The following is a 24,328-nucleotide window of genomic DNA, read 5'->3' on the forward strand; positions in this document are numbered from 1 at the left end:
GAGCCTAGCAGGTCAGGCGCCCCGGTCCAGCCGCCGCGCGGCGTGAAGGTCGTCAACCGAAAAGGCGATTCCGCGCTCGGCCAGCCATGCGGCGAAATGCCGGGTCTTGGCCTCGAGCGAGCAGGTGCCGGTCAGGCAGGCCCGATCTGCGGCATAGGTCGCGCGCAAGCCCATCTGCCGCGCCGGGTCCAGCGCGGACCAAGGGGTCAGGTGATCGGCCGTCGAGTCATCCATGATACGAGTTTGACCTTGAAAGTGGCCGGGTTCAACGCGATATATTCAAGAACGCGAATATTTCTGGAGGGCGATCCATGGGCGCCGGACTGAAGCTGACCTGCACCGATTGCGGCACGGTGAACCGCGTGCCCGCCGACAAGCTGGGCGCGGGACCGAAATGCGGAACCTGCGGGGCCCGGCTCGTGCCCGGCAAACCCGCCGAGATCGACTTCCAGACCCTGCAGAAATGCGTCAAGGGCGATGACCTGCCGATCGTCGTGGACTTCTGGGCCGCCTGGTGCGGGCCCTGCCGGATGATGGGCCCGCAATTCGCCGAGGCCGCGCAGGCGATGGCGCCGGGGGTCCGCTTTGCCAAGGTCGACACCCAGTCAAACCCCGATGCGACGGTGCGCTACGACATCCGCGGCATCCCGCTGTTGATCCTGTTTCACAAGGGGCGCGAGGTGGCACGGCTGACCGGGGCGCGGCCCGCGGCGGATATCATCGCCTTCGTACGCAATCATGTGGGCGAGACCGCTTGACAACCCCCGCGCCATGGGTCACATGAGCGCCCACCGGGGCCGTAGCTCAGCTGGGAGAGCGCGTCGTTCGCAATGACGAGGTCAGGGGTTCGATCCCCCTCGGCTCCACCAAATTCGCCTTTCCAGGGTGAACTTGCCGATAGCGCCTTGAGAGAAAAGGCGTTTTCGGGGTTTTCCGAACCCGATCCAGCGCCATGGCGTCATAGACGCCTTCGCGACCGTTGGCGGCTTATGCTTCGGTGGCCACGGACCGATGGAAGCGGCCGCGGCATATCAGGGCCCGGACGATCCGCGCCATCCTGTTTGCCCGCGCCACCCGCATCGGCATCTGCGGCTTGCGCGTCAGCGTCCCGCCCCACAATCCGCCTGGCCGAACTCGGCGGCATCCGCCGCCACCGCCGCCAGCATGTCCGCCATCAGCGCCGGGTCGGCGGCGTGGACGCGGTTCCAGGTCGGGATGAAGGGCGTTTCGGCCGGACTATCCAGATAGGCGGCTCCCGCCTCGATGATGTTGCGCGCGAACAGTTCTATGATGTTCTCCTCGGCGTGGCGGTCCAGCCGCAGCCCGTTCATCCGCGCGTCGTTGTGATAACACTCCAGCAGGTCCAGCGCCGAGCGGTAATAGGTGGCCTTGAGCGTGCGGAACACCTCTTCGGAAAACACCGTGCCATCGGCGGCCAGCTTGCGGAAGATCGACTTGCAGATGTCGATCGACATCCGCGACAGGCCCGCGCTCGCGTCCTCCTCGGACACCGGCTGGTGCTTGTGGTCATAGGCGTCCGCGATTTCCACCTGGCAGACCGATTGCGGCGCGAGGTTGCGCCAGGCCTCGGACAGCACGCCGATTTCCAGCCCCCAGTCCGACGGGATGCGCAGATCGGGCAGGGGGGCCGTGCGCATCGCGAATTCGCCCGACAGCGGGTAGCGGAACGAGCGCAGGTAATCCAGATAGTCGCGGTCGCCGATGGTCTTCTTTAGCGCGATCAGGATCGGGCTGACCAGCAGGCGGCTGACCCGCCCGTTCAGCTTGTCCTCGCCGATGCGGGGATAGAAGCCCTTGGCCAACTGGTAAGGAAAATTGGGATTTGCCACCGGATAGACCAGCCGGGCCAGCATCTCGCGGCTGTAGGTCAGGATATCGCAGTCATGCAGCGCCATCACCGCGCTGTCCTTGCAGGCCATCAGATAGCCCATGCAGAACCACACGTTGCGCCCCTTGCCCGGCTCGCCGGGGTTCAGGTTCAGGGCGTCCAGCCGGGCGTGGATCGCCTGCATCCGCGGGCTGTCCTGCCAGATCACCACATGGCTCTGCGGCAGCCGGCCGAAAAACGCCAGCGCATGGGCGAACTGGCCGACGTCGGCCTGGTCCAGCCCGATCACGATGCGGTGCAGATAGGGCACCTCGGCCAGTTCGTCGAGGATCGCGGGCAGCGCCTCGCCCTCAAGCTCGGAAAACAGCGAGGGCAGGATCAGGCTGATCCTGCGGGTCTGGGCAAAGCTCGTCAACTCGTGGGTCAGCAGATCGACCGAGGCCGATCGCAGGTTGTGAAGCGTGGCCACGTTGCCGTTCTGGTGAAAATCCGCCAAGCGCCCGGTCCCTCCTGCCTCAGATGCCGTGGTCCTTGATAACCCGTTCCATCGCCCTGTTCCAACCCTCGGGCCCGGCGGCGTCGATCCGCACGATCCGGCCCTCGGCCTCACCCGACAGCTCCGGCAGGGGCGGGCGGTGCGGATTGGCGATGACAAAGCCCAGGTCGGCGGTTTCCAGCATCTCGACATCGTTGGGCGCATCGCCCAGCGCGACGGTGAAGGGCGAGCCATAGCGCGCGGCGATCTCGGCCATGCGACTGGCCTTGGTGCCGCCGAAGGACAGCGTCAGGAACCGCCCGCCCTCGCGCGCGGTGATCCCCTGCGCGGCCAGCGCGGCGACAAGGGCGGCCTTCTGCGCGTCGGACCCGCGCCAGAGCCCCGGCTCGGAATGGCGGCGCCGGGCGGCAAGCTCGGCCTCGGCGCGCGGCAGCCCGGTGCGGCGGGCCAGCATCGCCAGATCCCAGTCTCCAAAGCCCTGGAAGGCCGCCCGCAGCGAGGCGGGCAACCGGGCCAGTGCGGCGCGCAACTCGCCATGGCGGCCCGGATCGTCGGGGGCCTCGGCCCCGGGTTCCAGCACGCCCGCACCATTCTCGACAATGGCCGGGTGGTCGGACAGGCCAAGCTCGGCGCGCAAGGGGGCGATCTCGGCCGCGGTCTTGGACGACGCCAGGATCACCGGCACCCCCGCCGCCCGAAGCCGGGCCAGCGCCGGGGCCGCCGGGTCATGCGCATAATCCTCGTGATCCAGCAACGTGCCGTCGAGATCGCTGAAGACGAGGAAGGGTGGGCGGGGCATCTCGGGGTCCGGGATTGTTCGCACTCGGCGCAGCCTACCGGGACAGCGGGACGATGGCCAGCCTTGCCGGGCCTTGAAAGGCCGGCCGCGTACTGGCTAATTGACCGGGAAGGGGGCGATCATGGACCGTCCGATCTTTCGCACCGAGGCCGTGACCAAGCTCTACGATACCGGGGGGGCGCAGGTGCATGCGCTGGCCGGGGTCGACCTGTCGCTGTTCGCCGGCGAACTGGCGGTCCTGCTGGGGCCGTCGGGCAGCGGGAAATCGACGCTTCTGAACATCCTGGGCGGGCTGGACCGGGCGACCTCCGGCAAGGTCTGGTTCCGCGACCTGGAACTGACCGCGCTACGCGACCGGGGCCTGACCCGGTATCGCCGCGACCATGTCGGCTTCGTCTTCCAGTTCTACAACCTCGTGCCCAGCCTCAGCGCGCGCGAGAACGTGCAACTGGTGACCGATGTGGCGCGTGACCCGATGGACCCGGCCGAAGCGCTGGCGCTGGTCGGCCTGTCGCACCGGCTGGACCATTTCCCGGCCGAGATGTCGGGCGGCGAACAGCAGCGCGTGGCCATTGCGCGCGCCATCGCCAAGCGGCCCGAGGTCTTGTTGTGCGACGAGCCGACCGGCGCGCTCGACAGCAAGACCGGCGTGCAGGTGCTGGAGGCGCTGAGGGATATCAACGACCGCTTCGGCACCACCACCGTCGTCATCACCCACAACGCCGCGATCCGCCGGATGGCGCACCGGGTGGTGCGCTTCCAGGACGGACGCATCACCGCGGTCGAGGAGAACGCCCAGCGCCTGGCCCCCCACGAGATCGAGTGGTAAGGCGATGCAGGCGCTCGACATCAAGCTCATGCGCGACTTCCGGCGGCTCTGGGCGCAGGCCCTCGCCATCGCGCTGGTGCTGGGCTGCGGGGTCGCGATCTTCCTGACCTCGTTCGGGATGTACAACGCGCTGGAGGACACCCGCGCCGCCTATTACGAACGCAACCGCTTTGCCGACGTGTTCTCGGAAACCCGCCGCGCCCCCGCGCCGCTGGCCCGCGAGATCGCGGCGATCCCCGGCGTTGCCAATGTCGAGACCCGCGTGGTGGGCAGCGTGATCCTCGACATTCCCGGCCGGGTGCAGACCGCGGTGGGGCGCGTGATCTCGCTGCCGAACGGGGGCGAGCCACAGCTCAATCGCCCGATCCTGCGCGCGGGCCGCCTGCCTGCCCCGGACGCGACCGGCGAAGTCGCCGTCAACGAACCCTTCGCCGAGGCGCATGGCTTCGCCCCCGGCGACAGCTTTCAGGCCAACCTGAACGGGCGCAAGCGGACGCTGACGATCACCGGCACGATGCTGTCGCCGGAATTCATCTACACCATCGGGCCGGGCCAGATGATGCCCGACAACGCGGCCTACGGCATCCTGTGGATGCCTGAACGCGCCGCCGCCGCGGCCTTCGACATGACCGGCGCCTTCAACTCGGTCGCGCTCAGCCTGACGCGGGACGCCAACGCGGCGCAGGTGATCGACCATCTCGACGACCTGCTGGACCCCTATGGCGGCTTTGGTGCCTATGGCCGCGACACGCAGTTGTCGAACAGTTTCATCGACGCCGAGATCGCGCAGTTGAAGAACCTGGCGCTTGTCCTGCCGCCGGTCTTCTTCGGCATCTCGGCCTTCCTCGTGAACATGGTGCTGGCCCGGATCATCGCGCTGGAACGCTCCGAGATCGGGCTATTGAAGGCGGTGGGGTATTCCGATGCCGAAATCTGCCAGCATTACCTGATGCTGGCGGGGCTGGTGGCGCTGGTGGGCATCGTGCTGGGCTTTGGCGCGGGAAGCTGGCTGGCCCATGCGCTGGCCCGGCTCTACGCCGATTTCTTCGACTTTCCCTACCTGATCTACCGCGTCTCCTATGATGCCTATGCGATCTCGGCGGCGATCGCGCTGGCCGCGGCGGGGCTGGGCGCGGTGCGCTCGGCGCTGGCCGCCGCCCGGCTGTCGCCCGCAGTCGCCATGCAGCCCCCAGCCCCCCCGCGATTCTCGCGCAGCCTGTTCGACCGGGCGCTTTCCGCGCTGCGGCTGTCGCAACCGGCGATGATGGTGTTCCGCTCGATTCTGCGCTGGCCGGTGCGGGCGGGGCTGACCACGCTGGGCCTAGCGCTGGCGGTGGCGGTGATGGTGGCCGCCACCTTCACCGACGACGCGCTCGACCGGATCATGGATGTCGCCTTTTCCCAGTCGAACCGGCAGGACACGATCCTGCTGTTTTCCGAGGACCGGCCGCTCTCGGTGGTCGAGGAAATCCGCCGCCTGCCCGGTGTCCTCGCGGTCGAGGGACAGCTTTTCCTTGCCGCGGAACTGCGCCACGGCCACCTGACGAAACGGGTCGCCGTCGAATCGCGCCCCCCCGGCACCGACCTGTCGCGCGTGATCGACGGGCAGGGCCGCGTGGTCGCGCCCCCGCCCGGCACGATCCTGCTGGCCGACCGGCTGGCGGCGCAGTTGAACGCAGGCCCCGGCGACGTGATCGAGGTCGAGTTCCTCGGCAACCGGCAAGAGACGTTCCGGCTGCCCGTGGCGGGGCTGGTGACGCAGTATTTCGGCCTTGGCGCCTATGTGGACTACGACACGCTGAACACGCTGTTCCGGCAGGCGCCGCAGATTTCCAGCGCGAACATCCTGCTCGACGAGGCGCGCGAGGACGCGCTGCACGCACGGCTCAAGGAGATGCCGGGGCTTGCCGGCACCATCATGCTGACCGAAAGCCGCCGGTCGTTTCAGGACACGATCGCCGAGAACGTGGTGATCATGAACACGATCTACGCCACCATCGCGATCCTGATCACCGTCGGCGTGGCCTATAACGGGGCGCGGGTGCAGCTGTCGGAACGTGCGCGCGAACTGGCCAGCCTGCGCATCCTGGGCTTCACCCGCGCCGAGGTCTCGTCCATCCTGATGGGCGAGACGCTGGTGCTTGCGCTGGCCGCGCAGCCGCTGGGCTGGCTTCTGGGCTGGGCCATCGCCTGGTCGATGACCGAGGGGTTCACCTCGGATCTTTACGCGATCCCGCTGGTGCTGAGGCCCGCGACCTTCGCGCAGGCGAGCCTTGTGGTGCTGGGGGCCTGCGTCGGAGCGGTGCTGCTGGTGCGGCGGCGGCTGGACAATCTCGACCTTGTGGCGGTGATGAAGACGCGGGAGTGAGGGCATGAAGATCTCGGCACGCAACATCATCCTGGCCGGGCTGGGGGCGGCTCTGGCGGGCGGTCTGGGCTATACCGCGTTCCGCACCGACCCGGTGCCCGTCGACCTGCACACCGTGACCCGCGGCCCGATGCAGGTGACGGTGAACGCCGATGGCCAGACGCGGATCCGCGACATCTACGAGGTGGCCGCGCCGATCACCGGCACTGCGCGGCGCTCGCCCGTCGAGGTGGGCGATGCCGTGGTCCGGGGCGAGACCGTGGTCGCCATCGTCGAACCCGCCGCGCCCAGCCTGCTGGACAGCCGCGCGCGCGTGCAGGCCGAGGCCGCGGTGCGCGAGGCCGAGGCCGCCCGCGCCCAGACCGAAAGCCAGTTGCGCAAGGCCGACGAGGATCTCGCCTATGCCCAAAGCCAGTTCGAGCGCGCGCAGGCCCTGGTCGAGCGCGGCGTTGCCTCGTTCACCCGGCTGGAGGATGCGACCCAGCAACTGGCCATCGCCAAGGCCGCCCGCGACGCCGCGGCATCCGGGCTGCGGATGGCCGACAGTGCGCTGGAACGCGCCCGCGCCGCGCTGATCCCGCCCGAGGAGGACCGGGCGGGATCGTTCAACGGCGAATGTTGCATCCGGATTCACGCGCCCATCGACGGCACGGTGCTGGAAATCGACGTGATCTCGGAACGCCCCGTCACCATCGGCACCCGGCTTCTGTCCATCGGCCGGCCCGACGACCTGGAGATCGTGGCCGACCTCTTGTCCTCGGACGCGGTGCGGCTGGAACCGGGCGACCTCGCGCTGGTCGAACGCTGGGGCGGCGAGACGGTGCTCGAGGCGCGGCTGCGCAAGATCGAACCCGTCGCCCGCACCAAGGTCTCGGCGCTGGGGATCGAGGAACAGCGGGTAGACGCGCTGTTCGACATCCTGACCCCGCCCGAAGGCCGCCCGGGCCTTGGCGAAGGCTTCGCCGTGTTCCTGCGCATCGTCGAATGGCAGGCCCAGGACGCGCTTCAGGTGCCGCTTTCGGCGCTGTTCCGCCGCGATGGCGGCTGGGCGGTCTTCACGGTCGAGGATGGCACCGCCCGCCTTGTCCCCGTCCAGATCGGCCGCCGCGGCGAAAGCACGGCCGAGGTGCAGGAGGGCCTTGCCCCGGGCGCGCGCGTCATCACCCACCCCTCGGACGCGATCGGCGAGGGCAGCGCCGTGGTCGACCGCGCCACCCTGGAATGACCGCCAAGGCAGGTTGACGTAACGCGTGCATGACAGATCCGGGCGCCCCGTTGCCGCGCGGCCTTCGGTCCCGGAACGGCACTGTTCAAGATGTCACATCGCTCTGCTATAGCCACGCGCAGAGGTTGAAATGCCCCGAGGCCCCCGATGAGTAGCCCCATGACGAACTGGCCCGCAGGCGGGGCCGACCCCCTGCTCGACGCGCTCCAGGCCGACCATCTGCCCGATCTTGGCCATGTCGACATGGCTGGCCTGCTCTGCGATCCGCGGCTCGGGCGGATGGCGCTGGTCTCGTCCTTCGGAGCGGAAAGCGCGGCGCTTCTGCATTATGTCACGCGGGTTCACCCCGATATCCCGGTGCTGTTCATCGAGACCGGGTGCCACTTTTCCGAGACGCTGGCCTATCGCGACCTGCTGGCCGGGCTTCTGGGGCTCAACCTCGTGAACCTGCGCCCGGTTCCCGGCCTGATCGCGCAAGAGGATCCGGACGGCACCCTGCACGCGCGCGACCCCAACATGTGCTGCATGCTGCGCAAGACCTTTCCGCTGGCCGACGCGCTGGAAGGCTTCGACACCTGGATTTCCGGGCGCAAGCGGTATCAGGGCCAGACCCGGGCCGCGCTGCCCGCGATCGAGCGGGACGGCAGCCACCTCAAGGTGAACCCGCTGGCGTTCTGGGACCAGGCCGATGTCGAGGCCTATTTTGCCGCCCATGACCTGCCCCGGCATCCGCTGGTGGATCGCGGCTACGCCTCGATCGGCTGCGCGCCCTGCACGCGGCCGGTGCGCGCGGGCGAGGATCTGCGTGCCGGGCGCTGGGCCGACAATCCCGACAAGACCGAATGTGGCATCCATCTTGGCCCCGATGGCCGCTTCGCCCGGCGCCGCCCGCACTAGGGCAGGGATTTAGCCGCCCAGCAGTTCCTCGACCCAGGCGGGCACGATCTCCGAGGCCGGGCCGTGCCGGGCCTCGTCGAAATCGTTAACGGTTTCGGACGGTTCCAGGTTCAGCTCCAGCGTCCGTACCCCGGCCCGCGCCGCATCCTGCACGAAGGCCGCCGCCGGATAGACGCTGCCCGAGGTGCCGATCGCCACGAACAGATCGGCCGCGCGCAACACCTCCCAGATCTCGTCCATGTGATAGGGAAACTCGCCGAACCAGACGATGTCGGGCCGCGTCGCGGGGGCGCGGCAGGCGGGGCAGGGGTCATCGGGGCGCATCACCATCGGCGCGGCCCAGGTCTCGCCGCAAGCGGCACAGCGGGCGCGGCCGACCTGGCCATGCATGTGCCAGACCGCCCGGCTGCCCGCGCGTTCGTGCAGGTCGTCGATGTTCTGGGTGACGATCCTGACCGCGCCCGGCATCGCCCGTTCCAGCCGTGCCAGCGCCGCGTGGGCCGCGTTCGGGATCGCCTCGGCGGCGTTCTTGCGGCGGGCATTGTAGAACTCGTGCACCAGCGCGGGATCGCGGGCGAACCCCTCGGGTGTGGCGACCTCGGACAGGTCATATCGTGTCCACAGCCCGCCCACGTCGCGGAACGTGCCCAGCCCGCTTTCCGCCGAAATACCCGCCCCGGTCAGAATCACGATCTTGGTCATCGCCGCCACCTCCGCTATCAGCTTGCCTCAAAGGAGACGCCCATGACCACCCGCATCCTGTTTGTGTGCCTCGGCAACATCTGCCGCTCGCCGACCGCCCATGGCGTGTTCGAAAGGATGGCCGCCGAGGCCGGGCTTGCCGTCGAGGTGGACAGCGCGGGCACCGGCGGCTGGCATGTGGGCAATCCGCCCGACCCCCGCACGATCCGCGCCGCGGCCATCCGCGGCTACGATCTGGGCGGCTTGCGCGCCCGGCAGGTTCACCGGCGGGACTTCTCGGAGTTCGACTTGATCCTCGCCATGGACCGCGCCAACCTGGCCGAGCTTCGGCGGTTGCAGCCAGAGGGAAACGAGACGCCCCTGCGGCTGTTTCTCGACTATGCCGACAGCCCGCGCGACGAAGTACCTGATCCCTATTACGACGGCGGGTTCGACCTTGTGCTCGACCTTGTCGAGGATGCCGCGCGCGGCCTGATCCGGGAACTGTCGCGCTAGGTGCCGCGCCGGGTCAGCTGCAGAACGCCTCGGCCGTGGCGCCGAACCGGCGGTAGCGTTCCCAGAACGCCGCGTCCCGGCGCCGGTCCGACTGGCGTACCTCCTGCGCCTCGTGCGGGTCGCGGAAGAAGCGCGCCGCCTGCTTCTGGTCGCCCCGGGTCAGCGTCAGGTCGGCCGCGTTCTGGATGCACCCGCACAGCCCCCGCGACGCCCCCGGCCGGTCCGATCGCAGGCAGGCCGACTCGATCGGCCCCGCATGCGCCTCGATCACGGGAACGGAAAACACGGCCAGCGCGGCCGCGAACGCGAATGTCTTCATCTGTCTGCCTCGAAACGTTGCCCCATGGCCGGCCCCCAGGATCTGGCGCCCTGCCGCCGGGCCGAACTGCCTAGCAGTATGCCGGAAAATCCCGGAAAATCAATACGCCTGACGCGACCGGTCCGGGTCGCATCAGGCGGGCCCCCTCAGGTGGTCCTGACCACCAGCAGCGTGATCGCCGCAAAGAACAGCATCGTGGCCACCAGCACGAACACATGCCAGATCGTGTTGTGATAGGGCAGCCGGTCCCACAGGTAGAACACCATCCCCACCGTATACAGAACGCCGCCTGCCACGATCAGCGCCAGCACCACGGGCGGCAGTTGGGAGAACAGGCTCCAGCCCGCGATCGCGCCGGCCCAGCCCATCGCCGTGTAAAGCGCCAGGTTGACCGACCGGAACCGATAGGGCGCCAGCACGCGCAGCCCGGTGCCCGCCATCGCCGCGGCCCAGAGCCCGGCCACCAGCCCCGCCCCGTGCCCCCCCGAGAGCAGCGAGAACGGCGTGTAGGTGCCCGCGATCTTCCAGTAGATCGCCGAATGGTCCAACCGGCGCAGGATCGGCGTCCAGTCCGGGTGCTGCACCATGTGATAGAGCGCCGAGAACCCGATCATCGCGAACAGCGCCGCGCCGTAGACCGTGATCCCCAGGATCGCCGCGCTGTCGCCGCGAAACGTGACCGCCAGCACGATCAGTACGGGCACGCCCACCGCGACGGCGGCCAGCCCGGTCAGATGGACCACCGCATCCGACAGCCGTTCGGCACGGGAATAGGGCGGATAGCGTTCACTCATGACTCACCCCCAAGAAACAATATTACCCAAGTAATGCCCTGAGCGTAACATGCTTGCGCGACTGCGTCAAAGGCGCGCAGTCTGTCAGATTGTATATGGGATTGCTGCGGCGGGGTTTCAGCCCCCCGACCCATTCCTGACCCGTGCGCCAAGCCCGGGCGCGGTCATCTGCGCGAGACTGGCAGGGAGCAGAACGCTCAAAGCCAGGCTTTGGCCGCCTCGATCACGCGTGTGATCTTGTCGGGAGCGGGACAAGCTAGCCGCCGAGGGGTGAAATACTCCATTTGATCGTAGTATCGACGGCAAGGTCCGCCTTCGCCGGGATGCCGCCCGGAGCCACTACCCCATTGTTTGCTTGTCCTTCCATCCGGCCACTTCGGTCTTCTTCCGGGAACTGCAATGTTCAGTGTTCACTAACAGCTGTTCAAGGTCGAACCGCGCCCGGATGTCCCCGATCACCCGCGCGAGATGCTTGGCCCATCTCGGCTGACCCCATATCTAGGGGGCCAAAAGGCCACTACCCAAATCCTTGAGGCTCCCCTATAGTCACTGTGGATAAGTGTTCGGCACCACCGAGGGAGAGGCCATGCGCTGCCCGTTCTGCGGAAATATCGATACCCAGGTAAAGGATTCGCGGCCCGCCGAGGATCACGTCGCGATCCGGCGCCGCCGCTTCTGCCCGGCCTGTGGCGGGCGGTTCACCACCTATGAAAGGGTGCAGTTGCGCGACCTGGTGGTGATCAAGTCGAACGGGCGGCGCGAGGATTTCGACCGCGACAAGCTGGAACGCTCGATCCGCATCGCGTTGCAGAAACGCCCGGTCGATCCCGAGCGGATGGACCAGATGGTGTCGGGCATCGTGCGGCGGTTGGAAAGCATGGGCGAGACCGACATCCCCTCCAAGACGATCGGCGAGATCGTGATGGAGGCGCTGGCCCGGATCGACACCGTGGCCTATGTGCGTTTCGCCAGCGTCTACAAGAACTTCCAGGCGGCGGATGATTTCGACAAGTTCGTGAGCGAACTTCGCCCCGGCGCCGCGGCCGAGGAGTGAGCGCAGGGGACGACGCCCGCTTCATGGCCCTCGCGCTGTCGCTTGGCGCGCGGGGTCTGGGGCGGGTCTGGCCGAACCCCGCGGTGGGCTGCGTGATCGTCCAGGCGGGCCGGATCGTCGGGCGGGGCTGGACCGCGCCGGGCGGGCGGCCGCATGCCGAGCCGCAGGCGCTGGCCCAGGCGGGGGAGGCGGGACGCGGCGCGACCGCCTATGTCAGCCTTGAGCCCTGTTCCCATCACGGCATCACGCCCCCCTGCGCCGAGGCGCTGGCCGCTGCGGGTGTCGCCCGCGTCGTCACGGCGCTGGAGGATCCCGATCCGCGGGTGGCGGGGCGCGGCCACGCGATGCTGCGCGCCGCCGGTATCGAGGTCACGACCGGCGTTCTGGCCGAGTCGGCGTGGCGTGCCCACCGGGGGTTCCTGTTGAACCGTACCAAGGGACGGCCCGCGGTGACGCTGAAGCTGGCGAGTTCCTTCGATGGCCGGATCGCCACGGCCACGGGCGAGAGCCGGTGGATCACCGGTCCCGAGGCCCGGCACATCGTCCACGCGATGCGGGCCCGCCACGACGCCGTGATGGTCGGCGGCGGCACGGCCCGCGCCGACGATCCGGACCTGACCGTCCGGGGCATGGGCGCGACGCACCAACCCGTGCGCGTGGTCTGTTCGCGCCGGCTTGACCTGCCGCGCGATGGCCGCCTCGCCGTGACGGCGCGCGCGGTGCCGGTCTGGCTGTGCCACGGGCCGGACGCCGATCCCGGCCGCCGCGCCGCGTGGAACGGGCTTGGCGCGCGGACGATCGAGGTGGCGGTTGGCCCGGGTGGACAGCTCGATCCGGGTTCGATCCTGCAGGCGCTGGGCGCGGCGGGGCTGACCAGGGTCTTCTGCGAGGGGGGCGGCAGTCTTGCTGCCTCGCTCCTGTCGGCGGGGCTGGTGGATGAGCTTGTCGGCTTCACCGCCGGGCTGGCGCTGGGGGCCGAGGGACGGCCCGCGTTGGGCGTTCTCGGCCTGGACCGGCTGGCAGAGGCGCCGCGTTTCCGCCTGATCGAGACCGGTGCGGTGGGCAACGACGTCCTGCACCGCTGGGAAAGGGCCTGAGCGGCGTCACCCATTTTGGGTCGGGCGTGGCAAGATTCCCGTGGCCTTTGCATCAAACCGAGGCGATATCTTCTCTTGTTTCGATAGCCGGATGGCGGAATGGCCCGCGGGAATTTCCCCGCCAGGACTACCACGGCGCGATCGGGGCGAATGTGCAGGTATTGGTTAAGGAGCCGCCCTTGGGCGGCAGTGTTCATCCGGTTCAAGACAACCCGTTTCAACAACGCTCCAAAGGGTGCGACATGATCAAGAAACTCTCGGCCGAATTCTTCGGCACGTTCTGGCTCGTCTTCGGGGGCTGCGGCAGTGCGGTGCTGGCGGCCGGTTTCCCGGAACTCGGGATCGGCTTTGTCGGCGTCTCGATCGCCTTCGGCCTGACCGTGCTGACCATGGCCTATGCCGTCGGCCACATCTCGGGCGGCCATTTCAATCCGGCGGTTTCGCTTGGCCTCGCGTTTGGCGGCCGCTTCGGCTGGGGCGAGCTGTTGCCCTATTGGGCGGCGCAGGTGATCGGCGGTTTCGCGGCGGCGCTGATCCTGTTTCTCATCGCGTCGGGCGTGGTCCCGGTCGAGGGTGCCCCGGCGTGGAGCCCGGGCGGTTTCGCCTCGAACGGCTATGGCGATCTGTCGCCCGGCGGCTATGGCATGCTCGCGGCGCTTCTGGTCGAGATCGTGCTGACCGCGGCCTTCCTCATCATCATCCTTGGGTCCACCTCGGCCCGCGCCCCGGCCGGGTTCGCACCGATCGCGATCGGGCTTGGGCTGACGCTGATCCACCTTGTCTCGATCCCTGTCACCAACACCTCGGTCAACCCGGCGCGATCGACGGCGGTGGCGGTCTTTGCCGAGACCGGCGCGGTGGGCCAGCTCTGGCTGTTCTGGGTCGCGCCGCTGATCGGGGCTGCCATCGGTGCGCTGATCTGGAAGGCCCTCCTGTCCGACGAGGGCTGAGCGGTCAAATCCGGCCCCCGGCCCGGCACCGGGCCGGGGGCTACCGCCAGAGCCAGGCGTAGGCGGCAAGCGCCCCCTGCATACGAGACAACATCCTCAGCCCGGGGCCGGGGCGGGGCAGCCGGCCCATGGCCAGCCGTTCGGCCACCACCTCGGCCGGGCAGGGGCGGCCGGTCAGCGGGTCGCGGTAGCGCGGATAGTCGATCAGGACCGCGTGGGCGAGCGCAACGATGTCCGGCTGCGCCGCGCGGCGGGCGGGCACCGGTCCCAGATCGCGGGTCAGTCCCCAACCGGCGTAGAACGGCACGCCGAGGCAGGTCACCGGCAATCCCCGGATCAGCGCCTCGAACCCAAGCCCCGAGGACAGCGTCCAGACCTCGTCCACGGCGGCCAGCAGGTCGGCCACGCCCGCCGTGCCGAGGACAAGATCGGCATCGGCCCGCGCAGCGCCGTCGTCCAGCGCGCCGGGACGCAGGCCTGCCTCGACATCGGGATGCGGCTTGTAAAGGATCACCGCGTCCGGGTTCTCGGCGCGCGTGCGCTCCAGAAGTTCGGAGTTGGTGCGCGCCCCTGGGCAGCCGAGGCGCACCGAGGCATCGTCCTCGACCTGTCCAGCCACCAGGATGCGGCGCCCGGGCGGCAGGGCGGGCAGGGATGCCCCGCCGAGGTTGTATTTCGTGACACCGCTGCGGGTCAGTGTCGCGATCAGCCGCTCGGACCGGGCCCGCGCCACCGGGTCGAGGGTGCAGGCGGCCGCCACCAGCCGTTCCAGCCGGCTTTCGCGCGTCGGGTCGTAATGGATGCCGAGATCGTCCAGCACCAGCGACAGGGGCGGCACCAGCGCCGCGCCGAGACCCCGCGAGCGCAGGAACCCGTCTTCGACCCGCACCGTGCCCGGGCGTGCGTCCGTGGCCTGCGTCGCCCAGACCATTGGCCTGCGTCCCGCAGCCTTGGCCCGCTTTTCTGCCGATGTCGCATCGGGGGCGAAACGCACCGCGCGGACCCCGCCGAAAAAGCGTTGCACCGTGCCGCGCTTCCACGCCCGCATGCCGCCCGCGACCCAGCCCCGCCGGTCCTCGCGCCAGGCCCGCGTCTCGGCCTCCAGCGCGGCGAGCGCGTCCTCGAAGTCGCACAGCCGGTCGCGGAAGGGGTCGTACCAGGTTGGCGCGAGGATGAGCGCGGCGGCGGCGAGTTGCGCGCGGGTCAGCCGTCGTTCGCGGCGGGCGACGGGGCGCTCGTCCTCCGTCAGCCCCCATCCCGCATAGAAGGGCTGGCCGAAGACGCGGGGGCGATGGCCCGCAAGGATCGCCTCGAACCCCATCTGCGACGAGACGGTATAGACCGCGACCGCACCCTCCAGCAATGCCCATGGCGACACCAGATCGGCCAGGAAACGGACGCGGCCTCCCGCCTGATCGGGGGTGAAATGGCCCGGGCGCAGCGCCGCCGCCGTCTCGGGATGGGTCTTGACGATGACCGGCGTGCCAGGGTTCTCGATCTGCGCCACTGCCAGCATCTCGCGGAAGGTGGCGGCATCCGCCCCGCTGGCCGTCACCGAGGCGTCGCCAAGCGTCTGGTCGATCACCAGCGCATAGCCCGGCTCTGGCACCGGCAGGTCCGGGTCGACCCCGGTGTATTTCGTCAGGTGGCCCATCCGCAGCCGCCCGATTGCCGCCCGAGCCCGGGTCAGCAAGGCCGTGTCGTCAAGCGGATGCGTGGCAAGCATGTGTTCGAGATCGGACGGTGCCGCGGAATCGAAATGCACGCCGCGCCGGTCCAGCAGTAGCCCGAGGGGGGCGCCTGCCCCCTGCGCCCGTCCGGGCAGGACCGAACGCAGGAACGCATCCTCCACCCTGAGAAGACCCGCTCCCCGCGCCGCGGCCACGCGCAAGCCCCGCCCGGCGGTCGGCCGCGCGCCCCAGACCGCCACGAGATCCTCCGGCCCCGGCAGGCCCAGATGGATGCTGTAGCCCGCCAGCGCAAGAATCCGCCGGATCCGGGTCTGCGTCAGGAATCCGCTGTTGTAGATGAAAAGCCGCCGGGAGGTTTCCCCCCCGGCGGCGGTTCCGTGCCTTTCCGGGGCCATCGTCCGGGTCAGTTGTTGCCGTCCGCGACGTTGGCCAGCGAGTTGGCGGTGCCCGCCGTGCCGGTGATCGCGCTGAGCGTCTTCTGCCACTGCACGAAGGGCGCCTCGGTCACGTAGACCGTATCCCCGTCGCGGATCGCGAAATCGCGGGCAAGGAACATGCCGTTCGGTTCGGTCAGGTCAAGCACGTAGACCATGCGCTGCGCGCCAAGCAGATCGTCGCGGCCCATCACCGAACGGGCGACTTCCTCGGATTCATTGCGCATCACGAAGACGCCCTTGGGGTCCGCGAGGTTGCTGCTCAGTCCGCCCACCTGGGCGATCGCCTCGATCGCCGACAGGCTTTGCGTCTCGAAGGGCATCCGTCGCTGCGCCCCCATCGCGCCAAGTGCGGTGAAGGCCCTTGTGTCGCGTTCCACGAGAATTCGGTCGCCATTCCTCAGCGCGATGTCGATCTCGGGGTGGTCGTAAAGATCCTGGAACCAGACCTCGCCCCTCTGGTGACCGCGCAGCAGCGTGATGCGTGCGACCTCGGGGGGAATCGCGATGCCGCCCGCGGTCGCAAGCATGCCCGTCAGCGTCCGGTTCGGGCGTTGGATCGGATAGACGCCCTGGCCCGCGACGCCGCCGACGACCGAAACCGTCGACCCGTCGCCGGCAAGCCGCCGCACGATCACCTGCGGATCCGGGGTCTGCGCGTCGAGCTTTTCGGTGATGATCTGGCGCAGCCGCTCGGGGGTGTTGCCCGCGGCGCGAATCCGGCCCGCATAGGGGATGAAGATGAAACCCGCGTCGTCGACCTGCACCTCGCTCAGCGCCGAGGCGTTGCCGCCGGCCTGTGCCAGAAGGCCGTCATCGACGTTCTCGTAGATCGTCAGCCCAAGGACATCGCCGGGCTGGATGATGTCCGCGGTGACCAGCCCCGCACCGCGGAAATCGGACGGAAAGCCGATCGCGGGAACGACCGATGTCGCCCTTGTCACCCGGTCGTTCACCTTCACCACAAAGGCGTCGCCCTGTTTCTGGACCGAGCCCTGGAAGATCTCTCGCTTGTTGGGGCCGGAGCGCGGCAGGCCGCAGGCGCTCACGGTCGCCACGAGGGCAAGGAGGGCCAAGGCCCTCGCCCCTCGGGAATGCATGATATTCACTGCTCGGCGTCCTTGTTCTTGCTTGAAACTGCCTCAGGTTCGTCTCGGACGGCTTGGAGCCGTCTCGATATTTTGCCGTTGAGCGTAGCGAGTCGCAGTTCGTCTGGCCAGCCTCGCGCATGCGCGTCCTAAACGGCGAGGCGCAGGTGTTGCGCTGCCGCCGCGGCCGGGAGTGGTGTGATCTCGTAAGGGGCGGCCGGGGCCAACATCATGTCCACCACCTGCCGCATCAGCTGATCGCGCCCGCGTCGCGAATAGAATCCCCCAGGAACCTGGCTGGTTTCCAGCAGGAACCGGCGAAAAATGCGGTAGGCCGCCGGATCCGGGCGGTGGGGCGAGGCGAAGAATTCGGGCAGCGGCTGGTCCGATACAAGCTCGGGCTTGCCATAGACCGCCCGCCCGAAGGCCCTGAGCGGCACCCCCCGCCACAGCGCCTGCTGGCCCGCGGTGGAATTGACCGTGACCGCCGTTCTCGCCCCGTCGAGCAGAGGCGCAAGCTTGCCCCCCGGAACGTAGTGGACACGTGCGGCCAGACCCTGCGCCCTGGCAAGGCGGCGGATCGTCCGGGGCAGGGGGCTGCGCCCGTCTTCGAGAGGGTGCGCCTTGAAGACGAGGTGGTGATGGGCGGGTGCGCCGGCGGCGAAACCTTCGATGCAGAGAGCGAGGAATTCCTCTTGCGTGGCGAAGGGGCCATGGTGGCGCAGGCTTGCATCATGGGCAAGTTGCAGCAGCACCAGGTGATAGGGAAATCCGCCCCGGCGGATCGCCCGCGTCGCCGCGAACCGGGCCGCGGCATGGGCAGGCAACAGCGCGAGACGGCGAAGGTAAAGCGCGAACTCGGCCCGCACGGGCAGCCCGCGATGCGGCTGGAAATGGCGGAACCGCCGCGAGGGTGCCATCACGAGCCCATGGTAGAGCGCGCCGTAGAAGATGTGTTCGCGCATGTCGCCCCAATGGGCGGGCGCCTCGGCGGCGGGCGGCCCCTCGCCGCGCAACCGGGCCGCGATTTCGGGAATCGACAGATCCATCAGCCGCGAATGGCCATTCGCACCGTCGCGTTCATAGGTCACCCAGTAGGGGCGCAGATAGCCCTCTTCGAAGATGTGGACCCGGATGCCCCGGTCGCGGGCGGCGGCAATGGCCTGGGCATGCAGCGGCCGGGTGTCGCCGTAAAGTACGATATCGGTGATCGCGAGGCGGTCGAGCAGCCCGGCGCAGGTGCCCGGCCAGTCGCCGGGCGGGCAGGTGACGGGGACAAAGTGCGCGCCGTCCGGCCAGAACGCCCGGTCGCCCCGGTTGAACCCGGCGCGCCAGACCTGGGCGCCCGCCGCCCGAAGGCCGCGGCCCAGCCGGTCGAAGAACGGCCCGTGCGGCCCCTGGAGCAGGAGAAACCGCCTGTCGCTGCCAAAGCGTGTCGCCATGGCGCGCATTGGGCCATTTTTAAGGCAGCGGCGAAAGCGGAAAACCGCTGCGTGGTCCCCGCGCTTGCCCTGCGTCCGACCAGCCGCTAGGTCAGGCGCGGAATTGCAGAGGAGCCCTGCGCATGTTCACCGGCATCATCACCGACATCGGCACCGTGCGTGCGCTGGAGAAACGGGGCGACCTGGCCGCCCGGATCGGTTGCGGCTACGCCCCCGAGACGATCGAGATCGGCGCCTCGATCGCCTGCGACGGGGTCTGCCTGACGGTGACCGACCGTGGCCGCGACGCGCAGGGCGGCTGGTTCGCCGTCTCGATCTCTGCCGAGACGCTGTCAAAGACCAATCTCGGCGGCTGGGCCGAGGGGACGCGGATCAACCTGGAACGCGCCCTCAAGGTGGGCGACGAACTTGGCGGGCATATCGTGTCGGGCCATGTGGACGGGCTGGCCGAGATCGTGGCCATGGCCGACGAGGGTGACAGCACCCGCATCACCTTCCGCGCCCCGGACGCGCTGGCCCGGTTCATCGCGCCCAAGGGATCGGTGGCGCTGAACGGCACGTCGCTGACGGTGAACGAGGTCGAGGGCGCCGGTTTCGGCGTCAACTTCATTCCCCACACCAAGGAGGCCACCACCTGGGGACTGGCGCAGGTGGGCGACCGGGTGAACCTAGAGATCGACACGCTGGCGCGCTATGTTGCCCGGCTGAACGAATTCCCGGGCTGACCGGGGGGCGCCAACGCGGGCCATAGGGCCGGGCATTGCCCTGACCTGGGCAACCGCGTGCCTTGCGGGTGCATCCGCTCTGGCACCCCGCCGCCAGATGGTCTATCTGCCTCGCGTCGAACCAACCGCAAGGGCAGGCCATGGGCAGCGCACCTTCCTTTTCAGATCAGGAAAGCTTCCGCGACGCGATCTCGTCGATCGAAGAGATCATCGAGGACGCGCGCAACGGGCGCATGTTCATCCTGGTCGACCACGAGGACCGCGAGAACGAGGGCGATCTGGTGATCCCCGCCCAGATGGCCACACCCGAGGCGATCAACTTCATGGCGATGCACGGGCGCGGGCTGATCTGCCTCGCGCTGACCGGCCAGCGGGTTGACGCGCTGGGCCTGCCGCTGATGGCGTCGTACAATTCCAGCCGCCACGAAACCGCGTTCACCATCTCGATCGAGGCGCGCGAGGGGGTGACCACCGGCATTTCCGCCCATGACCGCGCCCGCACCGTCGCGGTGGCCATCGACGCCGGCAAGACGGCGGCCGATATCGCGACGCCGGGCCACATCTTCCCGCTGCGCGCCCGCGATGGCGGCGTGCTGGTGCGCGCCGGCCATACCGAGGCCGCGGTCGACGTCGCGCGGCTGGCCGGGCTCAACCCCTCGGGCGTGATCTGCGAGATCATGAACGAGGACGGGTCCATGGCGCGGCTGCCCGATCTGGTGGCCTTTGCCCAGCGCCAGAACCTGCGGATCGGCACAATTTCCGACCTGATCGCCTATCGCCGCCGCCACGACAACCTGGTGAACGAACGCGCTGTGCGCCATGTCAGTTCGGCCTTCGGCGGCGACTGGATGATGCGCGTCTTCACCGACGAGACCCAGGGCGCCGAGCATATCGTGCTGACCAAGGGCGACATCTCGGCCCCCGAACCGGTGCTGGTCCGGATGCACGCGCTTGACCCGTTGCAGGACGTGCTTGGCCTGGGGCCGCACGCAGCCGGGGAAATCGGCCGCGCGATGGAGATCATCGCCGACGAGGGCCGGGGGGTCGTGGTGCTGCTGCGCGACACCACGATGAAGCTGGCGCTGGATGGCGCCGCTTCGCCCCAGACCTTGCGGCAATATGGCCTTGGCGCGCAGATCCTTGCCGCGCTCGGCTTGCACCGGCTGATCCTGCTGACCAATTCCCCGGTGCCCAAGGTCGTCGGGCTCGAGGGATACGGGCTGTCGATCGAGGGCACCCGCAAGATCGAACGAAAGGGCTGAGCCATGGCCGACCAGGACCCGCACCACATCCTGCCGCTGCCGGCCTTCGAGCGGCCGGTGAAACTTCTGATCGCGGTGGCGCCGTTCTATCGGGACATCGCCGAGATGCTGATCGCGGGCGCGCGCGCGACGATCGACCGGGCCGGGGCCACCCACGAGACGATCGAGGTGCCCGGCGCGCTGGAGCTGCCGCCGGCGATCGCTCTGGCGCACCGGATGTCGAACTTCGACGGCTACGTGGCGCTGGGCTGCGTGATCCGGGGCGAGACCACCCATTACGAGACGGTGTGCAACGACAGCTCGCGCGGGTTGCTGCTGCTGGGGCTTCAGGGGGCTTTGATCGGCAATGGCATCCTGACGGTCGAGGCGCACGAACAGGCAGTCGTGCGTGCCGATCCGCAGGACGGCGACAAGGGTGGTGGCGCGGCGGCCGCGGCGCTGCACCTGATCGCGCTGGCCCGCAAGTGGGGCGGCGAGACCAGGGGCGTCGGCTTCCGGCCCGGCGGCGGTTTCCAGATCGCCGAGGGGGCGGATCGCGCATGACCAGCGCCGCAGACCGCCGCCAGATGAAATCGGCCGCGCGGCTTTACGCCGTGCAGGCGCTGTTCCAGATGGAGCAGTCGGGCCAGACCGTGGACGCCGTGCGCCGCGAGTTCGAGACCTGGCGCTTCGGCGCGAGCTATGAAGAGGGCGAGGAACTGGCCGAGGGCGATGTCGATCTGTTCCGCGCCACGCTGGAAACCGCCGTGAACTTGCAGGCCAGGATCGACCAGATGACCGACCGCGCGCTGGTGGCGAAATGGCCGATCGCCCGGATCGACCCGACGCTGAGGGCGCTGTTCCGCGCGGCTGGGGCGGAACTGGTCGACAGCAAGACGCCGCCAAAGGTGGTCATCAACGAATACGTTGACGTGGCCAAGGCGTTCTTTCCAGAGGGACGCGAGCCGAAATTCGTCAACGCCGTGCTCGACCACATGGCGCGCGAGGCCAAGCCCGAGGCGTTCTGAGCCCGCTCAGGGCAGCAGCGGCGCCGCGATCCCCGTCCGCAGGCGGCGGTGATAGGCGACAAGCCCCGGATGCGCGGCCGCCGCGGCCCTGAGGGGAGTGTCGAGCGTGGCGGCGAGAACGTTCTCGAGGAAACCGAAGATCACCGTGTCGATGCTCGACGGCCGGTCGCCGAACAGGTATGGCCCGTCGCCCAGCAGCGTGGCGAGCGCGGCAAGCCCCTCGGCCCCCATCGCATGGATTTCCCCGGGCGCATGGCGACCGGTGCCCTGGCCCTGCAGCGCGCGGTCGACCTGACGGCGGACCAGCGCAAAGACCGGGCGGCGCAAGGGGGCAGGAAGCCGCCCGAAGAAGGCGGCGCGCGTTTCGGCAGGCCGTTCGATCCAGCGGGAATGGACCAGCACCCAGTAGAGATGCTCTTCGACCAGCGCCCGGATCGCCGCCGCCTCGGCCCTCTGGCGGGTGGTCAGGTGCGCATCCGCGTCGAAACCGTGGGCCCGGGCGAGATGCGCGCGGATGGCCTCCGAATCGGGGATGGCCTGCCCGTTGTCCACCAGCACTGGCAGCTTGCCCCTGGGCGCCTTGCGCGGGTCACCCGGGACGCGGGTGAAGGGCATACCGCTCAACTCCAGCAACAGAAGGGCTTTCACCGAGAACGGGCTGGGGCTGATCATGCCCATTTCCGGGGCGAAGACGTGCAACGCGAGCATCTCGGTAAGCTTTCGTTAATTCCGTTGGCCGCAGAATGGGGTGAACCAAGGATCCCGGCCAGAGCCGATCTGAAGGGCGGCCCCAAGTTTTTTCTTGGAATCGATCTGCAAATGTCTACGTAATAGAGGCAAGCAACGGAGACGATCCATGCCCAAACTCGTGAGCCTCTACATTCGGCATACGATGATCGGCTTTGTCCTTTCGGCCGCCTTCGTTTCCATGCTCATGTTCTTCAATGTCGCCAACCTCTGGCATCTGGTCACGCATGTTTCGGGCGGATGGCTGGCGGCGGCGTTGCTCTTCATGTTCAACGGTATCGTCTTCTCGGGCGTGCAGTTCGGCATCGCGGTGATGTCCATGGCTCGCGACGAGGATGACGGTTCGCGCGGCCGGCGCCAGCCGGAGCGCGTACGCGGGCTGGCCGAGGTGCTGGTTCCGATCCCGGTGCCGGTAAGTGACCGACGCCACCCCCCGCGCTGACGATCAAGACTCCTTCGTTCGGGATGATGCACAAACTGGCGGCCTTCGGGCCGCCATTTTTTCATCCGGCAGGGTCTAGTCCTCTGGCAGCGCGCGGAACCGCTGTTCCTGGCGGGCGGTCCAGTTGACGGTCAGCGCATGGCCGTCATCGTCCTGCCGTTCCGCCTCGACCACGCCCTCGGCGAAAAGCCAGGCCCGGCGCTTGCCGTCGCCGAATCCCAGATGCAGTTCGCGTCGCGTCCGGGCCTCGTCCAGCGTCGCCGTCACCGCCTCAAGCAACGCCCCGATCCCCTCGCCGGTCCAGGCCGAGATCGCCCGGACGCCCTCGTGCCGCGTCGCGGCCGCCACAAGCGCGTCGCGCCGGTCGGGATCAAGCAGGTCGGTCTTGTTCCAGACCTCGATCTGCGGAGTGTCCTCGGCCACCCCCAGATCGGTTAGGATCGCGCGCACATCTTCGGCCTGCGCCTCGGTGTCGGTATGGGCGATGTCGCGCACGTGCAGGATCAGGTCGGCCTCCAGCACCTCTTCAAGCGTTGCCCGGAAGGCGGCGACCAGTTGGGTGGGAAGATCCGAGATGAAGCCCACCGTGTCCGACAGGATCACCTTCAACCCGGTGGGCAGGGTGACGGCCCGCATCGTCGGGTCAAGGGTGGCAAACAGCATGTCCTTGGCCAGGACCTCGGCCCCGGTCAGGCGGTTGAACAGCGTCGACTTGCCGGCATTGGTATAGCCCACCAGCGCCACCACCGGGAACGGCACCTTGCGCCGGGCGGCGCGGTGCAGGTCACGGGTCCTGACCACCTTGGACAATTGCCGCTTGAGCCGGATCACCGCCTCGTCGATGGCGCGGCGGTCGGCCTCGATCTGGGTCTCGCCGGGGCCGCCGACGAAGCCAAGGCCGCCGCGCTGGCGTTCCAGGTGGGTCCAGGCACGGACGAGCCGTGTGCGCTGGTAGCTGAGCGCGGCCAGTTCCACCTGCATCACGCCTTCGCGCGTGCGGGCGCGGTCGGCGAAGATCTCAAGGATCAGGCCGGTCCGGTCAAGGATCTTGACCTTCCATTCCTTCTCGAGGTTGCGCTGCTGCACGGGCGTCACCGGCCCGTCGATCAGCACCAGTTCGACCTCGGCCTCGTTCAGCCGGGTGCCCAGTTCCGCGATCTTGCCCGTGCCGAACAGAAACCCCGCGCGGGCCTTGGGCAGCGGCACCACCTCTGACCCGACGACCTCCAGGCCGGGCAGGGCGGCAGCCAGTGCAACCGCCTCTTGCAGGGCCGGGCCCGGGTCACGGCGGGTTCGGTCGCTGGTGATGTCGGGATGCAGAACCCAGGCGCGGGTTGCCTGGCGTCCGTGCTCGAGGATCTCGGAAGGGCTCAATCCTCGCCTTCGTACAGGCTGATCGGTTGGGATGGCATGATCGTCGAGATCGCATGCTTGTAGACCAGCTGCGACTGCCCGTCGCGGCGCAGCAGCACGCAGAAATTGTCGAACCAGGTGATAACACCCTGCAACTTGACACCGTTGATCAGGAAGATCGTGACCGGCACCTTGGTCTTGCGAACATGGTTAAGGAATGCGTCCTGCAAATTCTGCTTGTCGGCAGCCATGCGTTTCTTGCC

At 68.6% G+C, this 24,328-nt stretch carries 26 protein-coding genes and 1 tRNA gene; 15 read left to right on the forward strand and 12 right to left on the reverse strand.

Features of this window, described 5'->3' with window-relative positions; genetic code table 11:
• Positions 1-12 precede the first annotated feature (12 nt).
• Positions 13-234, reverse strand: a complete 222-nt coding sequence (locus tag EV655_RS10260; RefSeq protein WP_132544476.1) for a hypothetical protein — start codon at positions 232-234, stop codon at positions 13-15.
• Between the two features lie 77 nt (positions 235-311).
• Between EV655_RS10260 and trxC the strand changes: the two genes are divergently transcribed.
• Both trxC and EV655_RS10270 read left to right on the forward strand, forming a co-directional pair.
• Positions 312-758, forward strand: a complete 447-nt coding sequence (gene trxC, locus EV655_RS10265) for a thioredoxin TrxC (protein ID WP_132544478.1) — start codon at positions 312-314, stop codon at positions 756-758.
• Between the two features lie 35 nt (positions 759-793).
• Positions 794-869: transfer RNA gene (locus EV655_RS10270), tRNA-Ala, on the forward strand.
• A 231-nt stretch (positions 870-1,100) separates the two neighbouring features.
• On the opposite strand, the gene EV655_RS10275 is transcribed toward EV655_RS10270, so the two are convergent.
• Complete coding sequence (locus EV655_RS10275) at positions 1,101-2,345, reverse strand: glycosyltransferase family protein (protein WP_132544480.1); 1,245 nt, start codon at positions 2,343-2,345, stop codon at positions 1,101-1,103.
• A gap of 19 nt (positions 2,346-2,364) precedes the next feature.
• A complete protein-coding gene (locus EV655_RS10280) occupies positions 2,365-3,144 on the reverse strand; it encodes an HAD-IIB family hydrolase (protein ID WP_132544482.1) in 780 nt (259 codons plus the stop codon).
• 121 nt (positions 3,145-3,265) lie between these two features.
• On the opposite strand from EV655_RS10280, the gene EV655_RS10285 reads away from it, so the two are divergent.
• The 4 genes from EV655_RS10285 (at position 3,266) to EV655_RS10300 (ending at position 8,463) form a co-directional block, all read left to right on the forward strand.
• Positions 3,266-3,973, forward strand: coding sequence for an ABC transporter ATP-binding protein (locus tag EV655_RS10285; RefSeq protein WP_132544484.1), 708 nt, complete (start codon positions 3,266-3,268; stop codon positions 3,971-3,973).
• A 4-nt stretch (positions 3,974-3,977) separates the two neighbouring features.
• Entirely contained in the window at positions 3,978-6,341 is a 2,364-nt protein-coding gene (locus EV655_RS10290) for an ABC transporter permease (RefSeq protein WP_132544486.1), read from the forward strand.
• Positions 6,342-6,345: 4 nt separating this feature from the next.
• A complete protein-coding gene (locus EV655_RS10295) occupies positions 6,346-7,566 on the forward strand; it encodes an efflux RND transporter periplasmic adaptor subunit (RefSeq protein WP_132544488.1) in 1,221 nt (406 codons plus the stop codon).
• A 159-nt stretch (positions 7,567-7,725) separates the two neighbouring features.
• The gene (locus EV655_RS10300; RefSeq protein ID WP_132544490.1) at positions 7,726-8,463 is read left to right on the forward strand and encodes a phosphoadenylyl-sulfate reductase; all 738 of its coding nucleotides are present in this window, start codon (positions 7,726-7,728) and stop codon (positions 8,461-8,463) included.
• A gap of 9 nt (positions 8,464-8,472) precedes the next feature.
• On the opposite strand, the gene EV655_RS10305 is transcribed toward EV655_RS10300, so the two are convergent.
• The gene (locus EV655_RS10305; RefSeq protein ID WP_132544492.1) at positions 8,473-9,165 is read right to left on the reverse strand and encodes an NAD-dependent deacylase; all 693 of its coding nucleotides are present in this window, start codon (positions 9,163-9,165) and stop codon (positions 8,473-8,475) included.
• 42 nt (positions 9,166-9,207) lie between these two features.
• Between EV655_RS10305 and EV655_RS10310 the strand changes: the two genes are divergently transcribed.
• The gene (locus tag EV655_RS10310; protein WP_132544494.1) at positions 9,208-9,660 is read left to right on the forward strand and encodes a low molecular weight protein-tyrosine-phosphatase; all 453 of its coding nucleotides are present in this window, start codon (positions 9,208-9,210) and stop codon (positions 9,658-9,660) included.
• A gap of 13 nt (positions 9,661-9,673) precedes the next feature.
• Here the strand turns inward: EV655_RS10310 and EV655_RS10315 are convergent, their stop codons facing one another.
• Positions 9,674-9,979: a hypothetical protein gene (locus EV655_RS10315; protein ID WP_132544496.1), complete on the reverse strand. Its 306-nt coding sequence runs from the start codon at positions 9,977-9,979 to the stop codon at positions 9,674-9,676.
• A 146-nt stretch (positions 9,980-10,125) separates the two neighbouring features.
• Positions 10,126-10,773, reverse strand: a complete 648-nt coding sequence (gene trhA, locus EV655_RS10320; RefSeq protein WP_132544498.1) for a PAQR family membrane homeostasis protein TrhA — start codon at positions 10,771-10,773, stop codon at positions 10,126-10,128.
• Positions 10,774-11,359: 586 nt separating this feature from the next.
• Between trhA and nrdR the strand changes: the two genes are divergently transcribed.
• The 3 genes from nrdR to aqpZ all read left to right on the forward strand — a co-directional run bounded on the left by nrdR (position 11,360) and on the right by aqpZ (position 13,874).
• Positions 11,360-11,827, forward strand: a complete 468-nt coding sequence (nrdR, locus tag EV655_RS10325) for a transcriptional regulator NrdR (RefSeq protein WP_132544500.1) — start codon at positions 11,360-11,362, stop codon at positions 11,825-11,827.
• 23 nt (positions 11,828-11,850) lie between these two features.
• The gene (ribD, locus tag EV655_RS10330; protein WP_132544613.1) at positions 11,851-12,924 is read left to right on the forward strand and encodes a bifunctional diaminohydroxyphosphoribosylaminopyrimidine deaminase/5-amino-6-(5-phosphoribosylamino)uracil reductase RibD; all 1,074 of its coding nucleotides are present in this window, start codon (positions 11,851-11,853) and stop codon (positions 12,922-12,924) included.
• 242 nt (positions 12,925-13,166) lie between these two features.
• Complete coding sequence (gene aqpZ, locus EV655_RS10335; RefSeq protein ID WP_132544502.1) at positions 13,167-13,874, forward strand: aquaporin Z; 708 nt, start codon at positions 13,167-13,169, stop codon at positions 13,872-13,874.
• A gap of 40 nt (positions 13,875-13,914) precedes the next feature.
• Here the strand turns inward: aqpZ and EV655_RS10340 are convergent, their stop codons facing one another.
• The 3 genes from EV655_RS10340 to EV655_RS10350 form a co-directional block, all read right to left on the reverse strand.
• Positions 13,915-15,960: a capsular polysaccharide biosynthesis protein gene (locus tag EV655_RS10340; RefSeq protein WP_132544504.1), complete on the reverse strand. Its 2,046-nt coding sequence runs from the start codon at positions 15,958-15,960 to the stop codon at positions 13,915-13,917.
• A gap of 8 nt (positions 15,961-15,968) precedes the next feature.
• Entirely contained in the window at positions 15,969-17,099 is a 1,131-nt protein-coding gene (locus tag EV655_RS10345; protein ID WP_132544506.1) for a polysaccharide biosynthesis/export family protein, read from the reverse strand.
• 137 nt (positions 17,100-17,236) lie between these two features.
• Positions 17,237-18,529: a capsule biosynthesis protein gene (locus EV655_RS10350; RefSeq protein WP_132544508.1), complete on the reverse strand. Its 1,293-nt coding sequence runs from the start codon at positions 18,527-18,529 to the stop codon at positions 17,237-17,239.
• Between the two features lie 122 nt (positions 18,530-18,651).
• On the opposite strand from EV655_RS10350, the gene EV655_RS10355 reads away from it, so the two are divergent.
• The 4 genes from EV655_RS10355 to nusB all read left to right on the forward strand — a co-directional run bounded on the left by EV655_RS10355 (position 18,652) and on the right by nusB (position 21,523).
• On the forward strand, positions 18,652-19,254 hold the full coding sequence (locus EV655_RS10355) for a riboflavin synthase (RefSeq protein WP_132544510.1): 603 nt from the start codon (positions 18,652-18,654) through the stop codon (positions 19,252-19,254).
• A gap of 140 nt (positions 19,255-19,394) precedes the next feature.
• Positions 19,395-20,516 carry a 3,4-dihydroxy-2-butanone-4-phosphate synthase gene (gene ribB / locus EV655_RS10360; RefSeq protein ID WP_132544512.1) on the forward strand — a complete coding sequence of 374 codons (1,122 nt, stop codon included), beginning with the start codon at positions 19,395-19,397 and terminating at the stop codon, positions 20,514-20,516.
• A gap of 3 nt (positions 20,517-20,519) precedes the next feature.
• Entirely contained in the window at positions 20,520-21,059 is a 540-nt protein-coding gene (locus EV655_RS10365) for a 6,7-dimethyl-8-ribityllumazine synthase (protein ID WP_132544514.1), read from the forward strand.
• The gene (nusB, locus tag EV655_RS10370; RefSeq protein ID WP_132544515.1) at positions 21,056-21,523 is read left to right on the forward strand and encodes a transcription antitermination factor NusB; all 468 of its coding nucleotides are present in this window, start codon (positions 21,056-21,058) and stop codon (positions 21,521-21,523) included. Before EV655_RS10365 ends, nusB begins: the two co-directional genes overlap by 4 nt.
• A 6-nt stretch (positions 21,524-21,529) precedes the next feature.
• Here nusB and EV655_RS10375 read toward each other — a convergent pair whose 3' ends face one another.
• Positions 21,530-22,231, reverse strand: a complete 702-nt coding sequence (locus EV655_RS10375; RefSeq protein ID WP_132544517.1) for a glutathione S-transferase family protein — start codon at positions 22,229-22,231, stop codon at positions 21,530-21,532.
• A 148-nt stretch (positions 22,232-22,379) separates the two neighbouring features.
• Between EV655_RS10375 and EV655_RS10380 the strand changes: the two genes are divergently transcribed.
• Positions 22,380-22,712: a hypothetical protein gene (locus EV655_RS10380; RefSeq protein WP_132544519.1), complete on the forward strand. Its 333-nt coding sequence runs from the start codon at positions 22,380-22,382 to the stop codon at positions 22,710-22,712.
• A 75-nt stretch (positions 22,713-22,787) separates the two neighbouring features.
• Here the strand turns inward: EV655_RS10380 and hflX are convergent, their stop codons facing one another.
• Positions 22,788-24,086 carry a GTPase HflX gene (gene hflX, locus EV655_RS10385; protein ID WP_243645048.1) on the reverse strand — a complete coding sequence of 433 codons (1,299 nt, stop codon included), beginning with the start codon at positions 24,084-24,086 and terminating at the stop codon, positions 22,788-22,790.
• Positions 24,083-24,316, reverse strand: a complete 234-nt coding sequence (hfq, locus tag EV655_RS10390) for an RNA chaperone Hfq (protein ID WP_080616433.1) — start codon at positions 24,314-24,316, stop codon at positions 24,083-24,085. The genes hflX and hfq overlap by 4 nt, the downstream gene beginning before the upstream one ends.
• Positions 24,317-24,328 lie beyond the last annotated feature (12 nt).

Source organism: Rhodovulum euryhalinum, from assembly GCF_004342445.1.
Lineage (GTDB): Bacteria > Pseudomonadota > Alphaproteobacteria > Rhodobacterales > Rhodobacteraceae > Rhodovulum > Rhodovulum euryhalinum.

What these genes read in the sequence shown, in the direction of transcription:
- EV655_RS10315 (WP_132544496.1), bottom strand. Translation starts at nt 9,979, where the DNA reads ATGAAGACATTCGCGTTCGCGGCCGCGCTGGCCGTGTTTTCCGTTCCC.
- ribD (WP_132544613.1), top strand. Translation starts at nt 11,851, where the DNA reads ATGGCCCTCGCGCTGTCGCTTGGCGCGCGGGGTCTGGGGCGGGTCTGG.
- aqpZ (WP_132544502.1), top strand. Translation starts at nt 13,167, where the DNA reads ATGATCAAGAAACTCTCGGCCGAATTCTTCGGCACGTTCTGGCTCGTC.
- EV655_RS10300 (WP_132544490.1), top strand. Translation starts at nt 7,726, where the DNA reads ATGACGAACTGGCCCGCAGGCGGGGCCGACCCCCTGCTCGACGCGCTC.
- EV655_RS10345 (WP_132544506.1), bottom strand. Translation starts at nt 17,099, where the DNA reads ATGCATTCCCGAGGGGCGAGGGCCTTGGCCCTCCTTGCCCTCGTGGCG.
- EV655_RS10285 (WP_132544484.1), top strand. Translation starts at nt 3,266, where the DNA reads ATGGACCGTCCGATCTTTCGCACCGAGGCCGTGACCAAGCTCTACGAT.
- EV655_RS10350 (WP_132544508.1), bottom strand. Translation starts at nt 18,529, where the DNA reads ATGGCGACACGCTTTGGCAGCGACAGGCGGTTTCTCCTGCTCCAGGGG.
- EV655_RS10340 (WP_132544504.1), bottom strand. Translation starts at nt 15,960, where the DNA reads ATGGCCCCGGAAAGGCACGGAACCGCCGCCGGGGGGGAAACCTCCCGG.
- EV655_RS10365 (WP_132544514.1), top strand. Translation starts at nt 20,520, where the DNA reads ATGGCCGACCAGGACCCGCACCACATCCTGCCGCTGCCGGCCTTCGAG.
- EV655_RS10355 (WP_132544510.1), top strand. Translation starts at nt 18,652, where the DNA reads ATGTTCACCGGCATCATCACCGACATCGGCACCGTGCGTGCGCTGGAG.
- nrdR (WP_132544500.1), top strand. Translation starts at nt 11,360, where the DNA reads ATGCGCTGCCCGTTCTGCGGAAATATCGATACCCAGGTAAAGGATTCG.
- trxC (WP_132544478.1), top strand. Translation starts at nt 312, where the DNA reads ATGGGCGCCGGACTGAAGCTGACCTGCACCGATTGCGGCACGGTGAAC.
- EV655_RS10380 (WP_132544519.1), top strand. Translation starts at nt 22,380, where the DNA reads ATGCCCAAACTCGTGAGCCTCTACATTCGGCATACGATGATCGGCTTT.
- ribB (WP_132544512.1), top strand. Translation starts at nt 19,395, where the DNA reads ATGGGCAGCGCACCTTCCTTTTCAGATCAGGAAAGCTTCCGCGACGCG.
- EV655_RS10310 (WP_132544494.1), top strand. Translation starts at nt 9,208, where the DNA reads ATGACCACCCGCATCCTGTTTGTGTGCCTCGGCAACATCTGCCGCTCG.
- EV655_RS10260 (WP_132544476.1), bottom strand. Translation starts at nt 234, where the DNA reads ATGGATGACTCGACGGCCGATCACCTGACCCCTTGGTCCGCGCTGGAC.
- hfq (WP_080616433.1), bottom strand. Translation starts at nt 24,316, where the DNA reads ATGGCTGCCGACAAGCAGAATTTGCAGGACGCATTCCTTAACCATGTT.
- EV655_RS10280 (WP_132544482.1), bottom strand. Translation starts at nt 3,144, where the DNA reads ATGCCCCGCCCACCCTTCCTCGTCTTCAGCGATCTCGACGGCACGTTG.
- nusB (WP_132544515.1), top strand. Translation starts at nt 21,056, where the DNA reads ATGACCAGCGCCGCAGACCGCCGCCAGATGAAATCGGCCGCGCGGCTT.
- EV655_RS10290 (WP_132544486.1), top strand. Translation starts at nt 3,978, where the DNA reads ATGCAGGCGCTCGACATCAAGCTCATGCGCGACTTCCGGCGGCTCTGG.
- EV655_RS10375 (WP_132544517.1), bottom strand. Translation starts at nt 22,231, where the DNA reads ATGCTCGCGTTGCACGTCTTCGCCCCGGAAATGGGCATGATCAGCCCC.
- trhA (WP_132544498.1), bottom strand. Translation starts at nt 10,773, where the DNA reads ATGAGTGAACGCTATCCGCCCTATTCCCGTGCCGAACGGCTGTCGGAT.
- EV655_RS10295 (WP_132544488.1), top strand. Translation starts at nt 6,346, where the DNA reads ATGAAGATCTCGGCACGCAACATCATCCTGGCCGGGCTGGGGGCGGCT.
- EV655_RS10305 (WP_132544492.1), bottom strand. Translation starts at nt 9,165, where the DNA reads ATGACCAAGATCGTGATTCTGACCGGGGCGGGTATTTCGGCGGAAAGC.